The sequence below is a fragment of the Arthrobacter sp. 05N425 genome (genome assembly GCF_056397125.1).
On the sequence record NZ_JBFTMU010000020.1, the window covers coordinates 1 to 20,396 of the forward strand.

22 protein-coding genes are annotated in these 20,396 nt (G+C 69.8%); 4 read left to right on the forward strand and 18 right to left on the reverse strand.

All coding sequences use genetic code 11. From position 1 onward, the window contains the following. Positions 1 to 72: 72 nt before the first annotated feature. From AC1DGE_RS16305 to AC1DGE_RS16315, 3 genes are all read right to left on the reverse strand, one after another. A complete protein-coding gene (locus AC1DGE_RS16305; RefSeq protein WP_476893593.1) occupies positions 73 to 1,761 on the reverse strand; it encodes a ribonuclease J in 1,689 nt (562 codons plus the stop codon). Positions 1,762 to 1,820: 59 nt separating this feature from the next. Beyond that, positions 1,821 to 2,729, reverse strand: a complete 909-nt coding sequence (gene dapA, locus AC1DGE_RS16310; RefSeq protein ID WP_441419397.1) for a 4-hydroxy-tetrahydrodipicolinate synthase — start codon at positions 2,727 to 2,729, stop codon at positions 1,821 to 1,823. A gap of 64 nt (positions 2,730 to 2,793) precedes the next feature. Further along, on the reverse strand, positions 2,794 to 3,246 hold the full coding sequence (locus tag AC1DGE_RS16315; protein WP_441419396.1) for a hypothetical protein: 453 nt from the start codon (positions 3,244 to 3,246) through the stop codon (positions 2,794 to 2,796). A 127-nt stretch (positions 3,247 to 3,373) separates the two neighbouring features. Between AC1DGE_RS16315 and AC1DGE_RS16320 the strand changes: the two genes are divergently transcribed. Beyond that, positions 3,374 to 4,609 (forward strand): heparan-alpha-glucosaminide N-acetyltransferase domain-containing protein, encoded by a 1,236-nt coding sequence (locus tag AC1DGE_RS16320; RefSeq protein ID WP_476909755.1) that lies wholly within the window; start codon positions 3,374 to 3,376, stop codon positions 4,607 to 4,609. A 63-nt stretch (positions 4,610 to 4,672) separates the two neighbouring features. Here AC1DGE_RS16320 and AC1DGE_RS16325 read toward each other — a convergent pair whose 3' ends face one another. The 7 genes from AC1DGE_RS16325 to AC1DGE_RS16355 all read right to left on the reverse strand — a co-directional run bounded on the left by AC1DGE_RS16325 (position 4,673) and on the right by AC1DGE_RS16355 (position 10,290). Then, complete coding sequence (locus AC1DGE_RS16325) at positions 4,673 to 5,161, reverse strand: hypothetical protein (protein ID WP_476909756.1); 489 nt, start codon at positions 5,159 to 5,161, stop codon at positions 4,673 to 4,675. Next, the gene (gene dapB, locus AC1DGE_RS16330; RefSeq protein ID WP_476917816.1) at positions 5,161 to 5,919 is read right to left on the reverse strand and encodes a 4-hydroxy-tetrahydrodipicolinate reductase; all 759 of its coding nucleotides are present in this window, start codon (positions 5,917 to 5,919) and stop codon (positions 5,161 to 5,163) included. The genes AC1DGE_RS16325 and dapB overlap by 1 nt, the downstream gene beginning before the upstream one ends. A gap of 74 nt (positions 5,920 to 5,993) precedes the next feature. After that, complete coding sequence (locus AC1DGE_RS16335; RefSeq protein ID WP_441419392.1) at positions 5,994 to 6,461, reverse strand: molybdenum cofactor biosynthesis protein MoaE; 468 nt, start codon at positions 6,459 to 6,461, stop codon at positions 5,994 to 5,996. After that, positions 6,451 to 6,963, reverse strand: coding sequence for a MogA/MoaB family molybdenum cofactor biosynthesis protein (locus AC1DGE_RS16340; RefSeq protein WP_441419391.1), 513 nt, complete (start codon positions 6,961 to 6,963; stop codon positions 6,451 to 6,453). The genes AC1DGE_RS16335 and AC1DGE_RS16340 overlap by 11 nt, the downstream gene beginning before the upstream one ends. Continuing rightward, positions 6,960 to 7,460, reverse strand: a complete 501-nt coding sequence (gene moaC / locus AC1DGE_RS16345) for a cyclic pyranopterin monophosphate synthase MoaC (protein WP_476917817.1) — start codon at positions 7,458 to 7,460, stop codon at positions 6,960 to 6,962. Before moaC ends, AC1DGE_RS16340 begins: the two co-directional genes overlap by 4 nt. Further along, positions 7,448 to 8,665 (reverse strand): molybdopterin molybdotransferase MoeA, encoded by a 1,218-nt coding sequence (locus AC1DGE_RS16350; RefSeq protein ID WP_476917818.1) that lies wholly within the window; start codon positions 8,663 to 8,665, stop codon positions 7,448 to 7,450. Before AC1DGE_RS16350 ends, moaC begins: the two co-directional genes overlap by 13 nt. Before the next feature lie 26 nt (positions 8,666 to 8,691). Further along, positions 8,692 to 10,290 (reverse strand): molybdopterin-dependent oxidoreductase, encoded by a 1,599-nt coding sequence (locus AC1DGE_RS16355; protein WP_476917829.1) that lies wholly within the window; start codon positions 10,288 to 10,290, stop codon positions 8,692 to 8,694. A 149-nt stretch (positions 10,291 to 10,439) separates the two neighbouring features. On the opposite strand from AC1DGE_RS16355, the gene moaA reads away from it, so the two are divergent. Then, positions 10,440 to 11,576, forward strand: coding sequence for a GTP 3',8-cyclase MoaA (moaA, locus tag AC1DGE_RS16360; protein WP_476917819.1), 1,137 nt, complete (start codon positions 10,440 to 10,442; stop codon positions 11,574 to 11,576). 7 nt (positions 11,577 to 11,583) lie between these two features. Next, positions 11,584 to 11,850 (forward strand): MoaD/ThiS family protein, encoded by a 267-nt coding sequence (locus AC1DGE_RS16365; RefSeq protein ID WP_441419387.1) that lies wholly within the window; start codon positions 11,584 to 11,586, stop codon positions 11,848 to 11,850. Between the two features lie 18 nt (positions 11,851 to 11,868). Here the strand turns inward: AC1DGE_RS16365 and AC1DGE_RS16370 are convergent, their stop codons facing one another. Further along, a complete protein-coding gene (locus tag AC1DGE_RS16370; protein ID WP_476917820.1) occupies positions 11,869 to 13,002 on the reverse strand; it encodes a helix-turn-helix transcriptional regulator in 1,134 nt (377 codons plus the stop codon). Positions 13,003 to 13,172: 170 nt separating this feature from the next. Here AC1DGE_RS16370 and AC1DGE_RS16375 point away from each other — a divergent pair, with 170 nt between their 5' ends. After that, positions 13,173 to 13,454 (forward strand): hypothetical protein, encoded by a 282-nt coding sequence (locus tag AC1DGE_RS16375; RefSeq protein WP_441419385.1) that lies wholly within the window; start codon positions 13,173 to 13,175, stop codon positions 13,452 to 13,454. Positions 13,455 to 13,503: 49 nt separating this feature from the next. Here AC1DGE_RS16375 and AC1DGE_RS16380 read toward each other — a convergent pair whose 3' ends face one another. The 7 genes from AC1DGE_RS16380 to AC1DGE_RS16410 are packed head-to-tail and all read right to left on the reverse strand — an operon-like array spanning position 13,504 to position 20,355. Beyond that, positions 13,504 to 14,409, reverse strand: coding sequence for an alpha/beta hydrolase (locus AC1DGE_RS16380; RefSeq protein WP_476917821.1), 906 nt, complete (start codon positions 14,407 to 14,409; stop codon positions 13,504 to 13,506). Continuing rightward, complete coding sequence (locus AC1DGE_RS16385) at positions 14,406 to 15,083, reverse strand: TetR/AcrR family transcriptional regulator (protein ID WP_476917822.1); 678 nt, start codon at positions 15,081 to 15,083, stop codon at positions 14,406 to 14,408. The genes AC1DGE_RS16380 and AC1DGE_RS16385 overlap by 4 nt, the downstream gene beginning before the upstream one ends. Beyond that, positions 15,080 to 16,672: a class I adenylate-forming enzyme family protein gene (locus tag AC1DGE_RS16390; protein ID WP_476909763.1), complete on the reverse strand. Its 1,593-nt coding sequence runs from the start codon at positions 16,670 to 16,672 to the stop codon at positions 15,080 to 15,082. The genes AC1DGE_RS16385 and AC1DGE_RS16390 overlap by 4 nt, the downstream gene beginning before the upstream one ends. Then, positions 16,669 to 17,916 carry a branched-chain amino acid ABC transporter permease gene (locus tag AC1DGE_RS16395; protein ID WP_476893606.1) on the reverse strand — a complete coding sequence of 416 codons (1,248 nt, stop codon included), beginning with the start codon at positions 17,914 to 17,916 and terminating at the stop codon, positions 16,669 to 16,671. Before AC1DGE_RS16395 ends, AC1DGE_RS16390 begins: the two co-directional genes overlap by 4 nt. Next, on the reverse strand, positions 17,913 to 18,788 hold the full coding sequence (locus AC1DGE_RS16400) for a branched-chain amino acid ABC transporter permease (protein ID WP_476917823.1): 876 nt from the start codon (positions 18,786 to 18,788) through the stop codon (positions 17,913 to 17,915). The genes AC1DGE_RS16395 and AC1DGE_RS16400 overlap by 4 nt, the downstream gene beginning before the upstream one ends. Then, complete coding sequence (locus AC1DGE_RS16405) at positions 18,785 to 19,594, reverse strand: ABC transporter ATP-binding protein (protein WP_476917824.1); 810 nt, start codon at positions 19,592 to 19,594, stop codon at positions 18,785 to 18,787. Before AC1DGE_RS16405 ends, AC1DGE_RS16400 begins: the two co-directional genes overlap by 4 nt. Further along, the gene (locus AC1DGE_RS16410; RefSeq protein ID WP_476893609.1) at positions 19,591 to 20,355 is read right to left on the reverse strand and encodes an ABC transporter ATP-binding protein; all 765 of its coding nucleotides are present in this window, start codon (positions 20,353 to 20,355) and stop codon (positions 19,591 to 19,593) included. Before AC1DGE_RS16410 ends, AC1DGE_RS16405 begins: the two co-directional genes overlap by 4 nt. Positions 20,356 to 20,396: the final 41 nt, after the last annotated feature.

Here is a 20,396-nt window from a genome sequence, read left to right on the forward strand (position 1 = left end):
TTTCGGTGTTTCGGTGCAGCTCGTGTGCCGTGCTCGTTGCCGGGCTGTGCTTTTGCCGGGCCGGGCGCGGGCCTACGCCTCCAGGACCACCGGGATGATCATGGGCTTGCGGCGCAGCTTGCGGTTGACCCAGGTACCGACGACGCGGCGGACAACCTGCTGGAGCTGCTGCGAGGTGTGGTCCCGGTTCTGCACGGCTTCCTCGAGTGCGGCGTTGATCTTGGGGATGATCTCGTCGAAAACGGAATCGTCCTCGGCCACGCCGCGGGCGTGGATCTCCGGCCCGGAGACCACCTTGCCGGTTGCACGGTGGATGACCGTGATGATCGAGATGAAGCCCTCGTCGCCCAGGGTCTGGCGGTCCTTGAGGTCCGCTTCGGTGACTTCGCCGACGCTGGAGCCGTCAACGTAGACAAAGCCGACCTCGACCTGGCCGACGACGTCGGCCTGGTGGTCGCGGAGGTCGATGACGGTGCCGTTGTCCGCCAGCAGGATGCTTTCCTCCGGGACGCCCGACTCGAGGGCGATCTTGCCGTTGGCGATCAGGTGGCGCGTCTCGCCGTGCACCGGCATCGCGTTGAGCGGCTCAAGGATGTTGTAGCAGTAAAGAAGCTCGCCCGCGGCCGCGTGGCCGGAGACGTGTACCTTGGCGTTGCCCTTGTGGATGACGTCCGCGCCGAGCTTGAGCAGGCCGTTGATGATGCGGAAGACGGCGTTTTCGTTGCCCGGGATGAGGCTGGACGCGAGGATCACGGTGTCGCCTTGGCCGACGATGACGCGGTGGTCGCCGTTCGCCATGCGGGACAGCGCCGCCATCGGCTCGCCCTGGGAGCCGGTGGACATCAGGACCACGCGGTTATCCGGCAGGTTGTCGATGTTCTTGATGTCGACGAGGATGCCCGCCGGCACCTCGAGGTAGCCGAGCTTGGCGGCGATGGCCATGTTGCGGACCATGGAGCGGCCGACGAAGGCCACCTTGCGGTTGTGGTTAGCGGCGGCGTCGAGGACCTGCTGGACGCGGTGCACGTGCGAGGAGAACGACGCCACGATGATGCGCTTGGACGCCTGGCCGAAGAGCCGGTCCAGGGTGGGGCCGATTTCCTTTTCCGCGGTGGTGAAGCCGGGGACGTCGGCGTTCGTGGAGTCGGACATGAACAGATCCACGCCTTCTTCGCCGAGCTTGGCGAAGTGGCGCAGGTCGGTGATCCGGCCGTCGAGGGGAAGCTGGTCCATCTTGAAGTCGCCGGTGTGCAGCACGGTGCCGCCGGAGGTGCGGAGGAAGACGGCGAGGGCGTCCGGGATCGAGTGGTTGACGGCTACGAATTCGCACTCGAAGGGGCCGAGCTTCTGGACCTGGCCCTCACTCACGATCTGGGTGTTCGGCTTGATCCGGTGTTCCAGGAGCTTCGCCTCGATCAGGGCCAGCGTCAACTGCGAGCCGACGATGGGGATGTCGTTGCGCAGGCGCAGCAGGTACGGGACGGCGCCAATGTGGTCCTCGTGGCCGTGCGTGAGGATGACGGCGACGATGTCGTCCATGCGGTTCTCGATGTAGGAGAAATCGGGCAGGATCAGGTCAACGCCGGGCTGGGTCTCTTCCGGGAAGAGGACGCCGCAGTCAACGATGAGCAGCTTGCCGTCGATTTCGAAGACAGTCATGTTGCGGCCAATCTCCCCGAGGCCGCCAAGCGGAACGATCCGCAGGGTGTTCTTGGGCAGTTTCGGCGGCGTGACAAGGCCGGGAAGGGCGGTTTGGGTCATAGTGCACTACTTTCCAGGCGGAGCAGGAGGGATCTTCTGTTCGATCAGGCAGGGCCGGATCAGGAGAAGACGAGTCCTGCTTCCGCCAAGTCCTCGCGGATCGTTTCGATCTCGGCTTCGCCCGGCTCCACGAGGGGCAAACGGACAACCGAGTTGGGCAGGACTCCCTGCCACTTAAGAACTTGCTTCGCAGCAACAGCACCCTGGATATGGGTCATCACTGCACGGACCACTGGGTCCAGTTCGAAATGTATGGTGCGGGCGGTGGCAAAATCGCCTGCAAGTGCGGCATCGATCATCGCACGGAACTGCTTGGTGGCCACGTGCGCCGAGACGCTGACCAGCCCGACGGCGCCGGCCGCCATCCACGGCAGGGTCAGCCCGTCGTCTCCGGAGTAGACATCCAGTTCGGTGTTCGCCATCACGCGCGTGACCGCGGCGAAGTCGGCCTTGGCGTCCTTGAGGGCGATGACGCGGGGGTGGTCCGCGAGCCGGATCATGGTCTCGGGCAGGATCGGCACACCGGCACGGCCCGGGATGTCGTAGACCATGACGGGCAGGTCCGCGGCGTCGGCGACGGCCTCGATGTGGGCCTGGATCCCGGCCTGGCTCGGCTTGTTGTAGTAGGGGGTGACGATCAGCTGGCCGTGCGCGCCGGCCTTGGCGGCCCGCTTGGCCATCTCGATCGAGTGCGAGGTGTGGTTGGTGCCGGTGCCGGCGATGACCTTGGCCCGGTCCCCCACGGCCTCGACGATGACGCGAAACAGCTTTTCCTTTTCGTCATCTTCCAGCGTCGAGGTCTCACCCGTGGTGCCGGAGATTACGAGGGCGTCGTTGCCGTCGTCGACGAGCTTGTTGGCCAGCTCTGCGGACTGCTGATAGTCGACCTCACCGTCGTTGGTGAACGGAGTGACCATGGCGGTCACAAGGGTTCCAAACGTGTAAGAGCGAATGTCAGAGTCAGCCATAGGAAAAACGTTACCTTGTCCGTGGCTTGTTAGGACAATGGCGACGGAGTGATGCGCGTCAAATTCAGCCCTCCCGCGCCGCGTCTGCCGGGGTTCCGGGACGCCCCGGGGGAACGGCGCAGTAGCGGCTCACAGCCTCCTCGCGCAACGCCTCAGCCCAGGCCGAGAGCCGCTGCGCGGCACGGACGTAGTGGAACAGCTCCGTAGGGGTGAGCGCCTCGAGGTCGGTCTCGGCGAGCCGGCGGGCCAGTTCGGCGCCGGGCGCCTGGGCGGACAGGGCCGTCCCTTCACGATGCCACTGGACGTCTTCGGCGGCCTCCCCCGCGACCAGGCGCCGGAAGAGGAAATCCACCACACCCGGGCTCATGGCCTTGAGGACGCCGGTGGTATCTACGGCGCCAGCTGCCTTGAGAGGAGCGGCAGTCTGATGGAAACCGGCCGTCTGGTGGAAACCGGCTGTCTGGTGGAATGCGGCCGTCTGGCGGACTTCGGGGCCCGGCTCTGATGCATTGTTCATGCTGGCCATGTTATTCGAACATATATTCGAATACAAGGACTGCTTTGCCGCTGTACCCGAACAGCCACCCCGGCCGGCGCAGCCCCGGCGACGGGCCGGGGCCGGCGGTACATGAGACGATCAGAAGATGACCTCGCGCGGTATGGCTACGACTTCAAGGACCGCCAGTGCCAAGGCGGCGGCGCCCCGGCTTACCGGCGTCGACGCAGCCCGGGGGCTGGCGCTGCTGGGCATGATGGCGACCCACGTGCTCCCCACCTTCGAAACCGATCCGCAGCTCACCCCGACCTGGATCGGCCTCACGTTCTCCGGCCGCGCGGCCGCACTCTTTGCCGTGCTCGCGGGGATCGGCCTGGCGCTGTCCACCGGAAAGGAGCGCCCGCTGGAGGGCGTGGAGTTATGGGCGGCCCGCCGCGGCATAGCGCTCCGGGCACTCGTCGTGGGCGCCGTCGGGCTTTCCCTCGGCGGCCTGGAGGTCAACATCGCGGTCATCCTGGTCAACTACGCCCTGCTGTTTCTCTGTGTGCTGCCGTTCGTCGGCCTCCGCGCGAAACGCCTCTGGGCCCTGGCGGCGGCCTGGCTGCTGGCAACCCCGGTCCTGGCCTATCTCCTGCGGCCATGGCTGTTGTCCGCCGAACCGCCCCTCCGGCTCGGCCACAACCCCGGCTGGGAGGATCTGGCCACTCCGGCGCGGCTGCTCGGCGACGTGTTCCTGACCGGGTACTACCCTGTGCTGCAATGGCTCGCCTACCTGCTGATCGGCCTGGCGATCGGTCGGCTGGCGCTGGCCAAGGCGGCCGTTCCCTGGCTGCTGCTGGCCGCCGGAACCATCGCCGCGGTTCTCGCCAAGTGGCTGAGCGTGGTGCTGATGGAGGACTGGGGCGGCAGGGCGGCGCTGCAGGAGAAGGTGGGCGATCCGGCCTATCCGCTGGCGAGCCTGCTGCAGGTGAACCTCGCGGGCATCGACCAGTCTGGTTCCGTCTGGTGGCTGGCGTCGAGCGCCCCGCATTCCGGCACCACGCTGGACCTGCTGCACACCTCTGGGGTCGCCGCCGCGGTGGTGGGTTTCTGCCTGCTGCTGGCACGGCTCGCCGACTGGGTGCAGTTGGACCCGCTGCTCCCGCTCCGCGGCGCCGGCGCCCTGACCCTGAGTCTGTATACGGCGCATGTGTGCCTGATGGCGTCCCTGTACGGACACCCACTACCCGCCGGGTGGAGCACGGAAGGCGTTTACTTGGCCCAGGCGGTCGCCGCGCTGGTCATTGGCGGCGTTTTCGCGGCACAAGCCTGGCGCGGACCGCTGGAATGGGTGGGCCACGCCGCGAACCAGCTGGGCCGCGGCCGCTGGGCACGGTCACGCTAGGCCCGGGAAACGGCTAGCCGCCGTCGTCCGCCGGCCGATAGCGACCCGCCAAGGTCCGCCCGGCTAGGCGCCGGTGTCCGGTGACCCGGCGCGGAAGAGGCGGACGGCGTCGCGCATCGAGGCGCGGGCGCGCTTGCGGTCCCCCGCGGCGTCGTAGGCGCAGCTGAGCCGGAACCAGGAGCGCCAGTCCCCCGGGGCGGCCTCGGCTTCCGCCCGGTATTTCTCGAACTCCAGATCCGCCGCCTCGCGGATGATCCGGCCGGCAGGCGTGCGCGGCAGGGTGTCCTCCGGCAGGCCGCCTTCGGCTTCCAGGATCTTGGCCAGCCGCTCGGTCCGGGCCCCGAACAAGAGCTCCCGTACCAGCGCCCAGGCCCCGACGATCGGCAGCAGCAGATAGGCCAGACCGAGGGCCTTCGCCACCATGTTCGAATCGGAAAGCAGCAGCACCGAGCGCTGCAGGGACACCACCAGGTAGAACACCAGCAGGAGCGTCACCGCGCCCACCCAGATCTTGGTGCGGTTGGCTTTGAAGGACGCCAGGAGGCTGGCCATCAGAGGCCCAGATCCAGGTAGCCGTCCAGGCCTACGGTGAGCCCCGGGTGCGCCGCGACGTTGCGCACCCCCAGCAGGACGCCGGGCATGAAGGAGGCACGGTCGAAGGAGTCGTGGCGAAAGGTCAACTGCTCCCCCGGCCCGCCCAGCAGGACCTCCTGGTGCGCCACGAGGCCGCGCAGCCGGACGCTGTGGACGCGGACGCCGTCGACCTCGCAGCCGCGCGCGCCAGGGCGTTCGCTGGTGGTGGCATCCGGGCTGGACGCGACGCCGGCGCCGGCGCGCTCGGCGGCGATCAGCTGGGCGGTGCGGACGGCGGTGCCGGAGGGGGCGTCCACCTTCTCCGGGTGGTGCAGTTCAATGATTTCAACCGATTCGAAATAGCGGGACGCCTTCGCGGCGAACGCGGACGCCAGGACCGAGCCGAGGGCGAAGTTCGGGGCGATGAGGACGCCAACGCCGGGCTGGCCCGCGAGGTTCGCTTCCAGCCGCGCCAGCCGTTCCGCGTCCCAGCCGGTGGTGCCGACGACGGCGTGCATACCGTGTTCGACGGCGAAGCGGACGTTCGCTTCGGTGCTCTCGGGCACGGTCAGGTCGATCACGATGCGGGCGCCGGAGTCCACCAGGGTGTCGAGGGAGTCACCGCGGCCCAGGGCGGCGACGAGCTTCAAGTCTTCGGCGGTTTCCACGGCTTTGACGGCCTCGGCGCCCATGCGCCCGTTGGCGCCCAGGACGGCGACGGCGAGTTGTTCGGTCATGGCATCAACCCTACCGCCGTGGCGCTTCCCGGCTGGAACCGGGACCCGTGCATTACCCGCCCCGACCGCGGCTCCTACCCGCCCGCGCCGACCCACTCGACAGTGCCGTCGGCGAAGAATTGTTCCTTCCAGATCGGAACCTGCTCCTTGATCCGGTCCACCAGTTCGGCGCAGACCGCGAAGGCTTGTCCGCGGTGCGCCGCGGAGACGGCGCAGACCAGGGCGGGATCGCCGATCTCCAGCGGGCCGGTCCGGTGCGCGGCCCAGATCCGGACCGGCTGGCCGGGCTGGCCCGCCCCGGCCGCCGACTGCTCGGCAACGAGTTGCGCGACGACGTCGGCCAGCACCTGGTGTGCCGTGGGATGGGCGCTGTAGCTGAGCCGCTGCACGGGCTTGCCGCCGTCGTGGTTGCGGACGACGCCGCTGAAGCTCACCACGGCGCCGGCCGTGTCCGATTCGACCGCCGCGATGGCCTGGTCCACCGAGATGGGCTCGGCGCTGAGGACGGCGTGCACGATTTCAAAGGCGGATTCAGTGTCCATGGCTGCCTTCCAGCTGGTCGCAGAGGTGTCCGATGATCGGGTCCAGCACGCCCAGGCCGTCCATGACGCCCTTCGGGGATCCGGGGAGGTTGACGATGAAGGTGCTGCCGGCGGCGCCGGCGTGGCCGCGGCTCAGCATGGCGGTCGGCGTCTTGGCCGTGCCCGCGCTCCGCAGGCCTTCCATGATGCCGGGGATCTCCCGGTCCAGCAGCGGCAGCGTCTGTTCCGGGGTGGCGTCGGTGGGGCTGAGGCCGGTGCCCCCGCTGGTGATGATGACGGCGGGGTGCTGGGTCAGCAGCGCCCGCAGGGCTGCACCGACGGGCTCGCCGTCGGGAACTACCAGCGCGGGAAACGTCTCGAAGCCGTGTTCGGTCAGCCAGTCGACGATGACGGGGCCGGTGAGATCTTCATAGACCCCGGCCGCGGCGCGGGTGGAGGCGATCACGATGCCGGCCTTCCGGCCGGTGGCTTCGCCGTGGCGGTGCGGTTCGGTGCTGCTCACAGTGTCCAGTCCCCGCTCTTGCCGCCGCTTTTGGCCAGCACCTTGATGTCCGTCAGGGCTGCATGCTTGTCCACGGCCTTGATCATGTCGTACACGCTCAGGGCCGCCACGGAGACAGCGGTGAGGGCTTCCATCTCCACCCCGGTCACACCGCGGGTCTTGACCGTGGCGAACACGGTGACGGACTCGGCTGCGAGCTCAAAATCGACGGTCACCTTGGTGATCGGCAGCGGGTGGCAGAGCGGAATCAGGTCCGGGGTCTTCTTGGCAGCCAGGATTCCGGCGACCCGCGCGACGGCCAGCGCATCCCCCTTGGGCAATTCACCTGCACCGAGCAGGGCCAGGACCTCCGCGGTGCTGTTGACCGTGGCGGTGGCGGTGGCCTCCCGCGTGGTCTCGGCCTTGTTGGACACGTCGACCATCTGCGCGGTGCCGTCCTGCCGGAGATGCGTCAGCACGGGCTTGTCTGGGGTATCTGCTTCGTTCACAGCATCCATACTTCCACCTCATCGCCCTCGGCGAGCGCCGCGGTTCCCACCGGAAGCTGAACGAGGGCATTGGAGTGTGCCAGGGCGTGCACCAGATGGGATCCCGCGCCGCCTTCCAAGCGGACGGTGCCGTCCGCGCCGAGGGTGCCGCGCCGGACCTGGTGCTTGGCTCCGGGGGAAGTCAGTGCTTCGGCCAGCCGGGCCCGGACCACGGTCCGCGGCGCCGGCGAGCCGAACAGTTCGGCCAGCACGGGCCGCAGGAACATTTCGAAGGAGACGAGGCAGCTGACCGGGTTCCCCGGGAAGCCGAGGACCGGCACGCCCTCGAAGGTGCCGATACCCTGCGGGCCGCCCGGCTGCATTGCCACGCCGCCGAACTCGACGTCGTGGCCCGCCAGTGCCTGCCGGACCACCTCGTACGCGCCCTTGCTGACTCCCCCGGTGGTAATGATCAGATCCACCTCGGCCGCGTGCCGGCGCAGCAGGGATGCCAGCTCCTCGGGGTTGTCGGCGGAGATGCCGGTGCGGGTGACGTGGAGGCCGGCCTGGCGGAGGGCGGACTCGAGCAAGGTGCCGTTCGCGTCGTAGATCTTGCCGGGCTGCAGCGGGTTGCCCGGTTCCACCACCTCATCGCCGGTCGTCACCAGCAAGACCCTCGGAACGGCGTGCACCGGCACCTGGCTCAGGCCCAACGCGGCCAGCAGTCCCAGCTGGCCGGGGCCCAGGAAGGTTCCGGCGGCAAGGGCTGGCTGCCCGGCGGCAATGTCGCTGCCGGCGTCGCGGACGAAGGTGCCCGCCGGGGTCGCGGGCAGGCGGACGGTGGCGGCTTCCCCGGGGGCGGGGAAGGAATCCGGAACGGCCTGCTCAATGGGCACGACGGCGTCTGCCCCGGCCGGGATCATGGCTCCGGTCATGATGGGCGCGGCTGTGCCGGGGGCCAGTCCGGCGGGCTGTGCGCCGGCCGGGATGGGATCCGCGACGCGCAGTTCGGCGCCGCCGTCGGGCACGTCGGCGCTGCGGATGGCAAAGCCGTCCATCTGCGAGTTGGCGAACGGCGGGAGGTCCAGCGGGGCAGTGATCCCGAGGGCCAGTCCGCGGCCCAGCGCCTCCCGGAGCGGCACGGTGTCGACGCGGGCGGAGAGCGGCGCCAGCAGCGCCCGGACCTTGTCCCGGTGGGCTTCCACGGTTACGGGCCTGTTGGCGGTGCGGCGCATACGTTGTTGACCTTTGGCTCGGCTGGCTAGGACTTCACGTCCACTGTAACGGTGTGGTAGCCGGTGGCCCCGCTGGGCGCCACCGGGGCGCGCTCCTCCGCCTGCGGGACGCCGTCGAGGTCGGTGGCGCGGACCTGCACCTCGTACTGTCCCGGGCCCAGCGGCAGGGAGAGCTTCCACTGGCGCCAGGTGTCTGTGGAGATCGCGGGTGCCAGTTCGGCCTGCTTCCACTCACCACGGTTCACCCGCACTTCCACCCTGCCGATGCCGCGGTGCTGGGCCCAGGCCACGCCGCCGAAGTCCACCGTCCCCGCGTTCACGCTCCGGCCGGCCCGCGGCACGTCGATCCGCGACGATGTCTTGATCGGTCCGCGCTCGCTCCAGCCCCGCGGGGTCCAGTAGGCGACGTCGTCCGCGAACCGGGTGATCTTCAGTTCGGTGACCCACTTGGTCGCCGAGACGTAGCCGTAGAGCCCCGGCACGACGAGCCGGACCGGGAAGCCGTGCTCGAGCGGCAGCGGCTCCCCGTTCATGCCCACCGCCAGCAGTGCGTCCCGGGTGTCCGTGAGCACCTCCAGCGGCGTGCCGGCGGTCCAGCCGTCCGCGCTGCGGGAGAGCACCATGTCCGCTCCCGGTTTCGGCCCGGCCTGCGCCAGCAGTTCCCGGACCGGCCAGCCGAGCCAGCGCGCGTTGCCGATCAGGTCACCGCCCACCTCGTTGGAGACGCAGGCGATGGTGATGTACCGCTCGGTCAGGGGCTTGGCCAGCAGGGTGTCGAAGTCCAGCTCGATCTCGTGGTCCACCAGGCCGGTGACTTTGAGCTTCCATTCGTGCGGATCCACGAGCGGGACACGCAGGGCGGTGTCGATCCGGTAGAAGTCCTTGTTCGGGGTGACCAGGGGGTCCAGTCCCGCCAGGGACAGCTCGGCTCCGGCGGGTATCGGCTGCGCACGGGACGCCGGGCCGGGCAGGACCAGCCTGCCGCGCAGCTCCACGACGGCCGCCGCCGCGCCGCGCAACGTAGACGCAAGCACCCCGCCCACGCCCGCGATCGCCGCCGTAACCGCAAGGGACTGCAGGAAGCGGCGGCGGGCAGGGCGGCCGGCCGGTTCGCGCCTGGTGACCTCGGCCGGTTCGCCATCTGCGGCGCCTGCCTCAGCGGGGCCTTCCGCTGCGGGGCCTTCCGCTGCGGGGCCGGCGTCGAACCAGTCTTTGAGCCGGCGGATCAGCCACCGCAGCAGCACCATGCCCAGCGCGGCGGCCAGCAGCGGGACGGGAACGGCATTGGCGCTCCCCTCGGCCCGGGTCAGCACGGCCGCGACGCCCACCAGGCCGAAGACGGCGATCACGGCCAGCCCGGCGAAGCGGCGGCGCCATTCCAGCACCCCGGCCAGTGCGGCCAGCGCCGCGATCACCAGCGCTATCCCGCCGAGCAGGGCCAGCTTGTCGGCCGTGCCGAAGAGGGAGATGGCCCAGTCCTTGACGCCCGGCGGGACAGCGTCGATCACCGCGCCGCCGACCGCCGTGACCGGCGAAACCGAGGGGCTGAGCAGCCCGGCCGCGAGTTCGCCCAGGACGACGCCGGCCCCGACGGCGGCCACCCCGGCAGCGGCGGCCCACCACAGGGTGCGCCGCGGGGCGGGCTGCGGCGTTCCGCTGGGGGCCGAAGATGGAACGGCCTGGGACGTGTTCACGCTTCCAGCATAAGTTCGCAGGCGTCAGTTCGTTGGCTCCGGGGCGTGATGCCTGGCCCGCAGTGGCGTAGCCTGACTTTATGAGTGTTCAGCTTGGCATGCCCCAGCCCCGTGCGGAAAGCGGCCCCGGCCCGAACGTACCGGCGCCGCAGCCGGCCGGGCGCCCGGCCGGAATGGCTCCCGGGCTGGTGGACCGGTACGGCCGCCGCGCCACCGACATGCGGCTCTCGCTGACGGACAAATGCAACCTCCGCTGCAGCTACTGCATGCCGGCCGAAGGCCTCGAATGGCTGTCCAAGCAGGCTGTCATGACGGCGGAGGAAATCGTGCGGATCGTGCGGATCGGCGTCGAACAGCTGGGGGTCCGCGAACTCCGGCTCACCGGCGGCGAACCACTGGTCAGGGCGGACTTGCTGGATATCATTTCGGCCCTTCGCCAGGCGCACCCGGACCTGCCGATCTCGATGACCACGAACGCCGTCGGGCTGGACAAGAAGGCCGCCGGGCTGAAGGCAGCCGGGCTGACCCGGATCAACGTCTCCCTGGACTCGCTGCACGAGGAAACCTTCACCCAGCTGGCCCGGCGCCCGTTCCTGGGCCGAGTCCTCGCCGGTGTCGACGCCGCCTGGGCCGCCGGCCTGGGGCCCGTGAAGCTCAACGCCGTGCTGATGCGCGGCATCAACGACGCCGAGTCCCCCGCGCTGCTCGCCTGGGCCCTGGGCCGCGGCTACGAACTGCGGTTCATCGAACAGATGCCGCTCGACGCCGACCACGGCTGGACCCGCCGGAACATGATCACGGCCGCGGAGATCCGGGACCTGCTCTCCGTCGACTACGTGCTCAGCGCCGATCCGCGGGAGCGCGACGGTGCCCCGGCCGAGCGATTCGAAGTCCGCGCCCGCGTGCCGGGCACGGACCAGGCCACCGGCCCGGTGCTGGGCACCGTGGGGATCATCGCCTCGGTCACCGAACCGTTCTGCGCGGACTGCCGCCGCACCCGGATCACCGCGGAGGGCAAGATCATGAGCTGCCTCTTCTCCCGCGAGGAGACCGACCTGCTGGGGCTGCTGCGCGGCGGTGCCAGCGACGCACAGCTCGCCGAGCGCTGGCAGGATGCCATGTGGCTCAAGCCCAAGGCCCACGGCATGGACCACGTCGGACTGGACGCCCCGGACTTCGTCCAGCCGGACCGCAGCATGAGCGCCATCGGAGGCTGAACCACCCGTGAACGTACGCTACTTCGCTGCCGCGCGCGCTGCCGCCGGCATGGACGAGGAAAAGTTCGAGCTGCCCGACGGCGCCACGCTGGCCACCCTGGTCGAGGCGGTCCTCGCTGTCGAACGCCCAGAGCCGCCCGCCGGCACGCCGCCGCTGGCACGCATCCTCTCCCGCTCCAGCTTCCTGCTCAACGAGGTGGCTGTCCGTAATACTGCCGCCGTCCTGGGCCCGGACGACGTCGTCGACGTGCTGCCGCCCTTCGCCGGCGGCTAGGCGCGCCCCACCTGGTCATCACTGTCCGTCAGCTGCTGCCGCAGCCGGAGGCGACACGGCCGCCGCTCCAAGGGCCAGCCCTAGCAGGGCGCCCCGGCTCCGTACACCGCAGGCCAAGAAGAGTGCCTTGAAAAGGTCCTGCACGGTATAGGGGCGGATCTGCAGTGCGGCTGCCAGCTCGGAGGTACTGAGGCCGCCCGCGGAGAGCCCCAGCAACCGGTGCTGCTGCGGCGTCAGGGCAAAGCAGCGCGCGAACGCTTCCAGCCGGTCCGCCGCCGGGCATTCCTGGATGGTCACCGCGAGCGAAGGCGTTGCCCCCGTCCCGGGGTCCATCCGGGTGGAGCGCAAAAGAGCCCAGCCGCCGCGCCCCACCGGTACGCGGGACATCGCCGGGTGGTCGTCCACTCCGGCTTCCTCCGCCAGGAGTTGGGCGGCGACATTCAGGACCTCGGCGGGGATCCCTTCGTAGGGCCGGGGCCCGCGCTGCAGCAGCCCCAGCCAGTCGGCGGCCGAAGCCGTCTGGCCCCGCACGGCGAGCCGCTCGTCGAGGACGAGCACGGCCTGGGGCGGCAAGGGCTTAGCGACGCCCGCCCGGGCCGCGGCACCGACGTCGACGCCCTGCCGCCATTGTGCCGCCCGGCTCCGCCGCAGGCCTGCTGCCACCAGCGGAGCCGCCGTGGCCAGGAAATCGGTCTCCGGCTCGGAAAACGCGCCTTCATCGTCGCCACGCCACAAGTCGAGCCAGCCCCAGCACCCTTGTTTATCGGCGAATACCACGGACAGCACGTCCGTCACGCCGTAGCGCCTCAGTAGCCCATTCCAGAGCCGGCTCCGCGCCGGCTGCCCTCCCGTGGCCAGCAGCAGGGTCGTCGCCGGCCGGCGCTGACGCATTAAGGAGGTCCAGCGGGCATCCGCCGTCAGGTATTTAAGCCGGATCAGTTCGGGCAGTTCTTCCGGGCAGGGAATCATGGCCATCGGCGAGATACCGGTGGCCGACTCCGGGTCTGCCAAGGGCCACGCATAGGCGCTGAATGGCACAGTCCTTCCGAGTTCAGCCAGTAATCCCCGGCGCAGCTCATGGTCATCCAGCACGTCCCGGCAGAGGTTGCCGATGCGTTCCAGACTCCGGCTCAGCGCCCAACTGGTGGTCATGACATCAGTATGTACCTTGGGCATCGCCTTCTGAATCGACCGGCTCAAGGGCGCTCCGGACCCCGGCGCGGCCCTGGCGGCCTCCCAGAAATCTGGGATACCGCGGGCCGGCCGCGGCTCCTACCGTGGAATATCCCGCAGCCGCAGAAGAGACGTAAGGAGGACTCGAGATGTACACCTTGCAGATTGAGCACAAGATCAAGGATTTCGACCTGTGGAAGACAGCGTTCGACCGTGACCCCGTCAACCGTGCGGAGTCGGGGGTTACCGCGCACCGCATCAGCCGGCCGGTGGACGATCCGCATTATGTAGTGGTGGAGCTCGACTTCGGGCAGCGGGTCCAGGCGGAAGCCCTGCTGGCCAAGCTGCAGGATCGTGTCTGGAATTCGCCCGCCGCGGCCCCGGCACTGCAGGGGACTCCGACAACCCGGATCCTCGAGTCCGCCGGCTGAGGAGCGGTGCCGCCCTTCGCCGGCGGCTAGGCGCCGTCCACAGGCTCCCTCAACTGCCGGCCAGGGCCTCCCGCACGCTTTCGGCCACGGCCGCGGCGCCGTCCTCGCCCATCACGATCGTGTAATGGTTGACATCCGGCACCTCCCGGACCCGCAGGGACGGCAGCTTCGCGGCCCAGTCGTCCAGGTAGCCGGGAGCGTAAAGGGCGGCCGGCTCGTTCAGCAGCCCGCGCGGCGCCCGGAGGACCACGGTGTCCACGGCGAGTTCGTCCAGCGCCTTGAGCAGCGAGGCGCCCCGGTGCAGTTCCGCGGTGTCCTCGGCCATCGCCTGATAGCGCGTGGCGGGCCGCAGTTCCGGCTCCTCGCCGGTGAGGTCGTAGTCAACGTAGGCTTCCACGAGCGGCCCCCAGCCGGCGCTGAACGCCGGGTGCTGCCGCCAGAAGGAGCGGTACACCTCGCGGCTAGGGAACGTGGCGTTGAGGCGCTCGGCAGCCGGGCCGAGCACCGAGGAGATGAGCTGCTCGTCGGAAATCCCCTCCGGGACCTGGAGCGGCAGTCCGCCGTCCACCAGCACCAGGGAGCGGACGCGCTCCGGGAACAGGTTCGCCAGGACGAGCGAGGCGAAGGCGCCCATCGAATGCCCCACGACGACGACCGGCCCCGGGGCCAGCGCCGCCAGCACCGCGGCGAGGTCCTCCGCGTGCGAGGGCATCCCGTACGGGGCGGGAAGAGCATTGCTGCGGCCGCGTCCGCGCAGGTCCGGGGCGATGATCCGGACGTCGGGCAGCGCCTCGGCCAGGTACGGCCAGGCCTTGTGCGAGGCGGTGACCCCATGGACGGCGAGGATGGTCGGGGCGTCGGGTTCGTCCGGGCCCCAGATGGCGGTGTGCAGCGTGCCGCCGCGGACCTCCACTTCGGCGGTGCGGTACGTGTCCTTGCTGGCTGTCTGGGTCATGGGGCTGTCCCTTCCTGGGGCGGTGTGGGGGTCGCGGCCGTTCCTGGCGCGGAACCGGGCGAGGGCGCAAGGGCCCGTTCGATGAACTGCATCATCTCCTCGAAGACTTCTTCGGGTACGTCGGGCCGGGCGCCGGTGGCGGGTTCGGCACCCTCCTCGTCCCAAAGGACCCAGCGCATGCCGATCAGCTCACCGATGCCCATCAGGGCCCAGGCCGCGACGGTGGGGTCCATCTCCCGGACCTCGCCGCTGAGCTGGGCCGCCTTCAGGCCCTCGATGTAGCCGTTCACGACCCGGGTGTAGTGCAGACGCAGCGCGCCGGGCGAGACGAACTCGGCCTGCCGGATGATCCGGTACAGGGCGGGGTGCTGCGCGGTGAAGCGGAAGAAGGCCCGGAAGCCGGCCCGTTCCGCCTCGAGCCGGGTACCTGCGCTCTTGGCCGCATCGGTCATGGCGTGCCGGACGCGCCGGTTCAGGTCCTCGACCACTTCGTCGAAGATGGCCTGTTTGCCGTCAAAGTACAGGTAAAACGTGCCGAGGCCGACGCCGGCCGCCTCCGTGATCTTGACGATAGAGGCTTCGTGGTAGCCCACGGAGGCGAAGACTGACTCCGCGGCCTCGAGCAGCTTGGCCCGGGTACGGGTGCCGCGGGCGGTGCGCGGCGCGGCGCTCATGCCCGTCCCCCTGCCGCGGAGCCGCGACCGGCCAGGTCCTGGCGCAGCTTGGCGCGGAGTACCTTGTTCAGTGCGGTGCGTGGCAGCGCTGGGACCAGCTCGATCCGGGCCGGGACCTTGAAGCGGGCCAGCTGGGAGGCGCAGTGTTCCAGCAGCTCCTGCTCGTCGGTGGCCATCCCGGGACGGACCACGACGAAGCCCATGCCGCTTTCGCCCCAGCGTGCGTCCTCCACCCCGACGACGGCGGCCTGCGCCACCGCCGGGTGGCCCAGCAGGGCGGCCTCGACCTCGGCCGGGGCCACGTTCTCGCCGCCGGAGATGTAGATGTCCTTGAGCCGGTCCACGACTTTGATGTACCCCTCGGCGTCGCGCTCCACCAGGTCGCCGGTGCGCAGCCAGCCGCCGGCGAGGACGGCAGCCGTGGCGGCGGGATCGCGGAAGTAGCCGGCAAATACGCCCGGGCCCCCGACCAGCAGCTCGCCGCTGGCGGCGCCGTCGAGGATTTCTCCGGTGACCGGGTCCGCCACGGCGACGGCGACGTGCGGATACGGCTTGCCGGAGTAGCCCACCATCCGTTCGGCGTCCTCGTTCGGCAGGCACAGCACATTGGGCGAGGCCTCCGTCAGGCCGTAGCCCTGGCTCAGGGCCACTCCCCGGCGGTGCCAGATCCGCAGCAGCGGCGCCGGCATCGGCGCCCCGCCCACCACGGCGTGGCGCAGGCTGCCGAGTTCGGCCCGGGCAAAGTCCGGGTGTTCGGCCAGCATCAGGTACTGGGTGGGGACACCCATCAGCATGGTCACGCCCCGCTCGGCGATGAGCTGCAGCACGCGGCCCGGATCGAACCCGCGTTCCAGCACCACGGTGGCGCCGACCCACCACGCCAGCAGCGGCTGGATGTTCCAGCCGCCCACGTGGAACTGCGGGAGCACGGCCAGCACCACGTCATTGCTGCCCATGTCCAGGGTCCGTGAGAGCGAGAGGTTGTTCCAGAAGCAGTTGGCGTGGGTCAGGACGGCGGCCTTGCTGGCCCCCTCGGTGCCGGAGGTGAAAATCATCAGCAGGGCGTCGTCGTCGCGCACGTCGCGGCGTGGCGCGCCGGCGTCGGCCGAGGGCGCCGGCCGCACGCGCGAGGGCAGCGGGACGGCCCTTTCGACGCCGCCGGGGCCCAGGGCAGCGGTCCGCGGCCGGTGCGGCAGCAGTGCGCACGCCGCCGCGGCGAGCGAGTCGAGCTCGCCTTCCACCAGCAGCAGCTGGGGCTCGGCGAGTTCGAGCTGCGCCGCGAGTTCCCGGGGCGAGAGCCGCCAGGACAGCGGGACCAGGACCAGCCCGGCCTTGGCACAGGCAAAGAAGGCCACCACATGGTCCGAGCTGTTGCCGGTGAGACTCGCGATCCGGTCCCCGATCGCGTAACCGGCGGCACGGAACCCGGCAGCAAGAGCCGAGGCACGGCGTTCCAGCTCGCTGTAGAGCAGGGTGCAGCCGCGGTCGTCGATGGCGACCCGGTGCGGCGTGGAAAGGCTGCGGTCGGTGGTCCAGCGGCCCAGGGTGTGCAGGCCGTCGGCCTGGTTCGGACCGGTCGGGTTGCTCATGCAGCGTCCTCCAGGATGTTTTGGGGCGTCTCGATACCGCTGCTGCCGGCACGGGTGCCCCTGCGGCGCTGCGCCAGCCGCTCGGCGGTTCCGGCGAGGCCGCCGGGAAGGAAGAGCACCACCAGGATGAAGAGCGTGCCGAGGATGAACAACGGTTCTGACAACGGTACCCGCAGGATGTCCGGAAGGGATTTCACGGCCTCGGAGTTGGCGAGTGTCGTAAGCCGCTGGTCGAGGATGGTGTAGAACACGCCGCCGACCACAGCGCCCCAGCGCGAGCCCACGCCGCCCAGGACCACCATCACCAGCAGCATGATGGTGAGGTCCGAGGAGATGGCCCGCGGCACGGCCCCGCTTTGCAGCAGCAGGAAGACCATGCCGATCACGCAGACCAGGATCGCGGAGAGAACGAAGATCAGCAGCTTCACGAGGTATGGCTGCAGGCCCAGGACCCGTACGCGCAGTTCGTTTTCGCGCACGGCGGCCGCGGTGTGACCGGCCCGGGAGGACTGCACCCAGGTGACGATGACGAACACGGCAACCAGCACGGCCAGTGCCAGCCAGTACAGGTTGCGGGTGTTGACCACGCCCACCAGGAAGTCCGGCAGGTTGTCGGTGCGCAGCGTCATACCCTCGTCGCCGCCGGTCCGGCCGTCGGGGTTACGGCCGACGATCACCGAGCCGGCCTGGGCGAACGCGAGCGTGACCATGGCGAAGGGGATGCCGCTGACGCGCAGGCTGATGCTGCCCACCACGTGGGCCAGTACGACCACTATCAGCAGCGTGAGCCCCATGGCCGGCAGCAGCGGGATGTCCAGGTTCTGCAGAATGATCGCCAGGCCATAGACCCCGGCGCCGAAGTAGAGCGCGTGGCCGAAGGACAGCAGCCCGGCAACGCCGAGGAGCAGGTGGTAGGTCAGGGCGGCGGCTGCCATCAGCATGCACATGGCCAGCAACTGCAGGGACCCGGGCGTGTAGCTGGGGCCGGGCAGCACGCCTGGCAGGGAGATGTTCAGCAGCGGGAGCAGGACCAGGAGCAGCACTCCGGCTGCGCCCGCGGCCCGCGCTGCGAGGCGGCGGCCCGCGGGGACGGGGCGTGCGCCGTCGGAAGGGGTGCGGGGTCCTCCCTGCGCGGCGGCTTTCCGGCTCCGGCGGGCGTCGGCGCCGTCGGCCGCCGGCTGTCCTGTGTTGGTGCCGTCGATGTTGGTGCCGTCGGTGCTGTTGGGGTCAGTTTCGGTGGTCATGCGGTTCTCCCAAGCAGGCCGGTGGGACGGAACAGCAGCACGAGGGCCAGCGCCAGTACGACGACGAAGTCACCGGTGCCGCCGAGGTAGAAGTTGGCGAACTGCTGCAGGATAGCGACGGCGACGGCGGCGATGGCCGCGCCGGTCAGTGAGCCGAGGCCGCCGATCACCGTGACGATGAAGGCGAAGATCAGCAGCGAGCCGCCGAGCATCGGTGAGACGTAGCCGAAGTAGTGCGAGGCGAGAACCCCGCCGAGGCCCGCCGCCGCCCCGCCGACGGTGAAGACGAGGGTGAAGGCCTTGCGGACGTCGATGCCGAGGGCGGTGACCATGGACCGGTTTTCGACGCCTGCGCGGATGATCATGCCGTAGCGGGTCTTTTTGAGGAATAACACCAGCGCCAGCAGCACTAACAGGGCGGCGATGATGCAGACGAAACGGTCGTTGGGGACCCGCGCGCCAAGGATGTCGGTAGTGTCCTTGAACCACGCAGGGCCCTGGATGTACACCGGGTCGGTTCCCCACGTGCCGTCAAACAGCGCGACGGCGGCGAGGGACAGGCCCAGCGTGACGAGCACCTGCTCGATGTGGCGCTGGTAGAGCCTGCGGATCAGGACGAACTCGGTGAACGCGGCAAACGCAGCGCCGGCGGCGGCCCCGACGACGAGTGACAGCAGGAAGATTCCCCAGTTGTCAGAGCCGGCGCGGCGGGCCATTTCCCAGCCGGTAAAGGCACCCAGGGTCAGGAAGGCGCCGTGCGCGAAGTTCAGCACCCCCATTAGCCCGTAGATCAGGGACAGGCCGGCAGCAACGAGGAAGTAGAGTGCACCCAGGCCGAGGCCGGTGAACAACAGCAGGACGAGGGTGCTCACAGGGCAGCGCCTTTCTCGGCGGGGTCCGCGGCGGGGTCCATGGCGGGGTCCATGGCGGGGTCCCGGTGAGACGCGGTCTCGCTGGAGACACCCAGATGCCTTTGGATCAGCACCGCGTCATCGAGGAAGTCGAGGGCGCGGCCGGTGTGGACCACGCGTCCGCCGGAGAGCACGACGGCGCCCTCGGCCAACTGGCGGACCACGTGGAGGTTTTGCTCGACGAGCAGGATCGGTACGGTCCTGGCTGCCTCGGCCAGGGTCTCCGCCACCTCACCGACGATCTTGGGCGCGAGGCCCTTGGTGGGCTCGTCGACCAGCAGGATCTTGTTGGTGTTCAGCAGGGCCCGTGCCAGCGAGACCATCTGCTGCTGGCCGCCGGACAGCGTCCCGGCCATCTGGGCGGAGCGCGCCAGCAGGTCCGGGAAGAGTTCCTCTACCAGTTGCCGGCGCGGGGCGGCATCGCGTTCGGCGAGCCGGAGGTTCTCCGCGACCGTCAGCCCGGAAAAGACCTCACGGTCCTCCGGGACGTAACCAACACCGCGCTGAATGATCTTGAAGGTCGCTTCCTTCTCTATCCGCTCGCCGGCCAGTTCGACAATGCCCGCGCGGTCGATCAGGCCGATGATGGCCTTGATGGTGCTGGTTTTCCCGACGCCGTTGCGGCCCAGCAGTGCGGTGATTCCGGTCGCGGGGACGGTGAAGGACACATCCTCCACCACCTGCTGCCCGGCGATCCTGGCGTTGAGGCCCTCGACCCGCAGGATGGGCGGGGCTTTGGCGGCGGGGCGTTCGGTGGCGGGGCTCATACGGGTTCTCCGAGGTAGGCGCTTTGCACGGTGGGATCGGCCATAACTGCGGCCGGGCTGTCCAGGGCCAACAGGCTGCCGTGGTGCATCACGGCCACCCTGTCCACCAGGCCCAGCACGACGTCCATGTGGTGCTCGACCATCATCACGGTGCAGCCGCGGTCCCGGTGCATTCCCCGGATGATCGCGGTGAGGGACGGGACGTCCCCCGACGCCACCCCGGCCATCGGTTCGTCGAGCAGGACGACGGCTGGATCCGTCGCCAGCAGTACGGCGATTTCGACCTTGCGCTTCTCGCCGTGCGAGAGGTCCCCCGCCGCCGTCGTGAGTTTGCCGGTGAGGCCGACCTCCGCGATGGTGCCCCGCGCGATCCGGGTGGCCTCGTCCGACGCCGACGGAAAGCGCAGAACGCTGAAGCTGCCGCCCAGTTTCGCCTGGGCCGCGAGCCGGACGTTCTCCAGCACGCTCAGCCGGGGAAACAGGTTGGAGGTCTGGAAGGTCCGTCCCAGCCCTGCCTTGGCCCGGCGGTGGATAGGCGCGGCCGTGATCTCCCTGCCGTTCAGCGTAATGCTGCCCGCGGTGGGCCGCAGCACGCCGGAGATCAGGTTGAACAAGGTGGTCTTGCCGGCCCCGTTGGGGCCGATGACGCCGATCATCTCGCCGGCGCCGACGGCGAAGCCCACATCCTGGAGGATGCGCGCACCGCCGATCTGCAGACCAAGGCCATCCACCGCAAGGGCGGGCAGGGCTGGGGTTGTCATACGGTTCCTTCGTTTCTCGCGGTCTGGTCCGGGGAAGGGTG

Coding starts and splice junctions, on each gene's coding strand:
- AC1DGE_RS16385 (WP_476917822.1), bottom strand. CDS start 15,083: ATGAGCGCCGCGCCGCGCACCGCCCGCGGCACCCGTACCCGGGCCAAG.
- AC1DGE_RS16375 (WP_441419385.1), top strand. CDS start 13,173: ATGTACACCTTGCAGATTGAGCACAAGATCAAGGATTTCGACCTGTGG.
- AC1DGE_RS16335 (WP_441419392.1), bottom strand. CDS start 6,461: ATGGACACTGAATCCGCCTTTGAAATCGTGCACGCCGTCCTCAGCGCC.
- moaA (WP_476917819.1), top strand. CDS start 10,440: ATGAGTGTTCAGCTTGGCATGCCCCAGCCCCGTGCGGAAAGCGGCCCC.
- AC1DGE_RS16370 (WP_476917820.1), bottom strand. CDS start 13,002: ATGACCACCAGTTGGGCGCTGAGCCGGAGTCTGGAACGCATCGGCAAC.
- AC1DGE_RS16380 (WP_476917821.1), bottom strand. CDS start 14,409: ATGACCCAGACAGCCAGCAAGGACACGTACCGCACCGCCGAAGTGGAG.
- dapA (WP_441419397.1), bottom strand. CDS start 2,729: ATGGCTGACTCTGACATTCGCTCTTACACGTTTGGAACCCTTGTGACC.
- AC1DGE_RS16305 (WP_476893593.1), bottom strand. CDS start 1,761: ATGACCCAAACCGCCCTTCCCGGCCTTGTCACGCCGCCGAAACTGCCC.
- AC1DGE_RS16325 (WP_476909756.1), bottom strand. CDS start 5,161: ATGGCCAGCCTCCTGGCGTCCTTCAAAGCCAACCGCACCAAGATCTGG.
- AC1DGE_RS16315 (WP_441419396.1), bottom strand. CDS start 3,246: ATGAACAATGCATCAGAGCCGGGCCCCGAAGTCCGCCAGACGGCCGCA.
- AC1DGE_RS16405 (WP_476917824.1), bottom strand. CDS start 19,594: ATGAGCCCCGCCACCGAACGCCCCGCCGCCAAAGCCCCGCCCATCCTG.
- AC1DGE_RS16350 (WP_476917818.1), bottom strand. CDS start 8,665: ATGCGCCGCACCGCCAACAGGCCCGTAACCGTGGAAGCCCACCGGGAC.
- AC1DGE_RS16410 (WP_476893609.1), bottom strand. CDS start 20,355: ATGACAACCCCAGCCCTGCCCGCCCTTGCGGTGGATGGCCTTGGTCTG.
- AC1DGE_RS16390 (WP_476909763.1), bottom strand. CDS start 16,672: ATGAGCAACCCGACCGGTCCGAACCAGGCCGACGGCCTGCACACCCTG.
- dapB (WP_476917816.1), bottom strand. CDS start 5,919: ATGACCGAACAACTCGCCGTCGCCGTCCTGGGCGCCAACGGGCGCATG.
- AC1DGE_RS16320 (WP_476909755.1), top strand. CDS start 3,374: ATGACCTCGCGCGGTATGGCTACGACTTCAAGGACCGCCAGTGCCAAG.
- moaC (WP_476917817.1), bottom strand. CDS start 7,460: ATGGATGCTGTGAACGAAGCAGATACCCCAGACAAGCCCGTGCTGACG.
- AC1DGE_RS16395 (WP_476893606.1), bottom strand. CDS start 17,916: ATGACCACCGAAACTGACCCCAACAGCACCGACGGCACCAACATCGAC.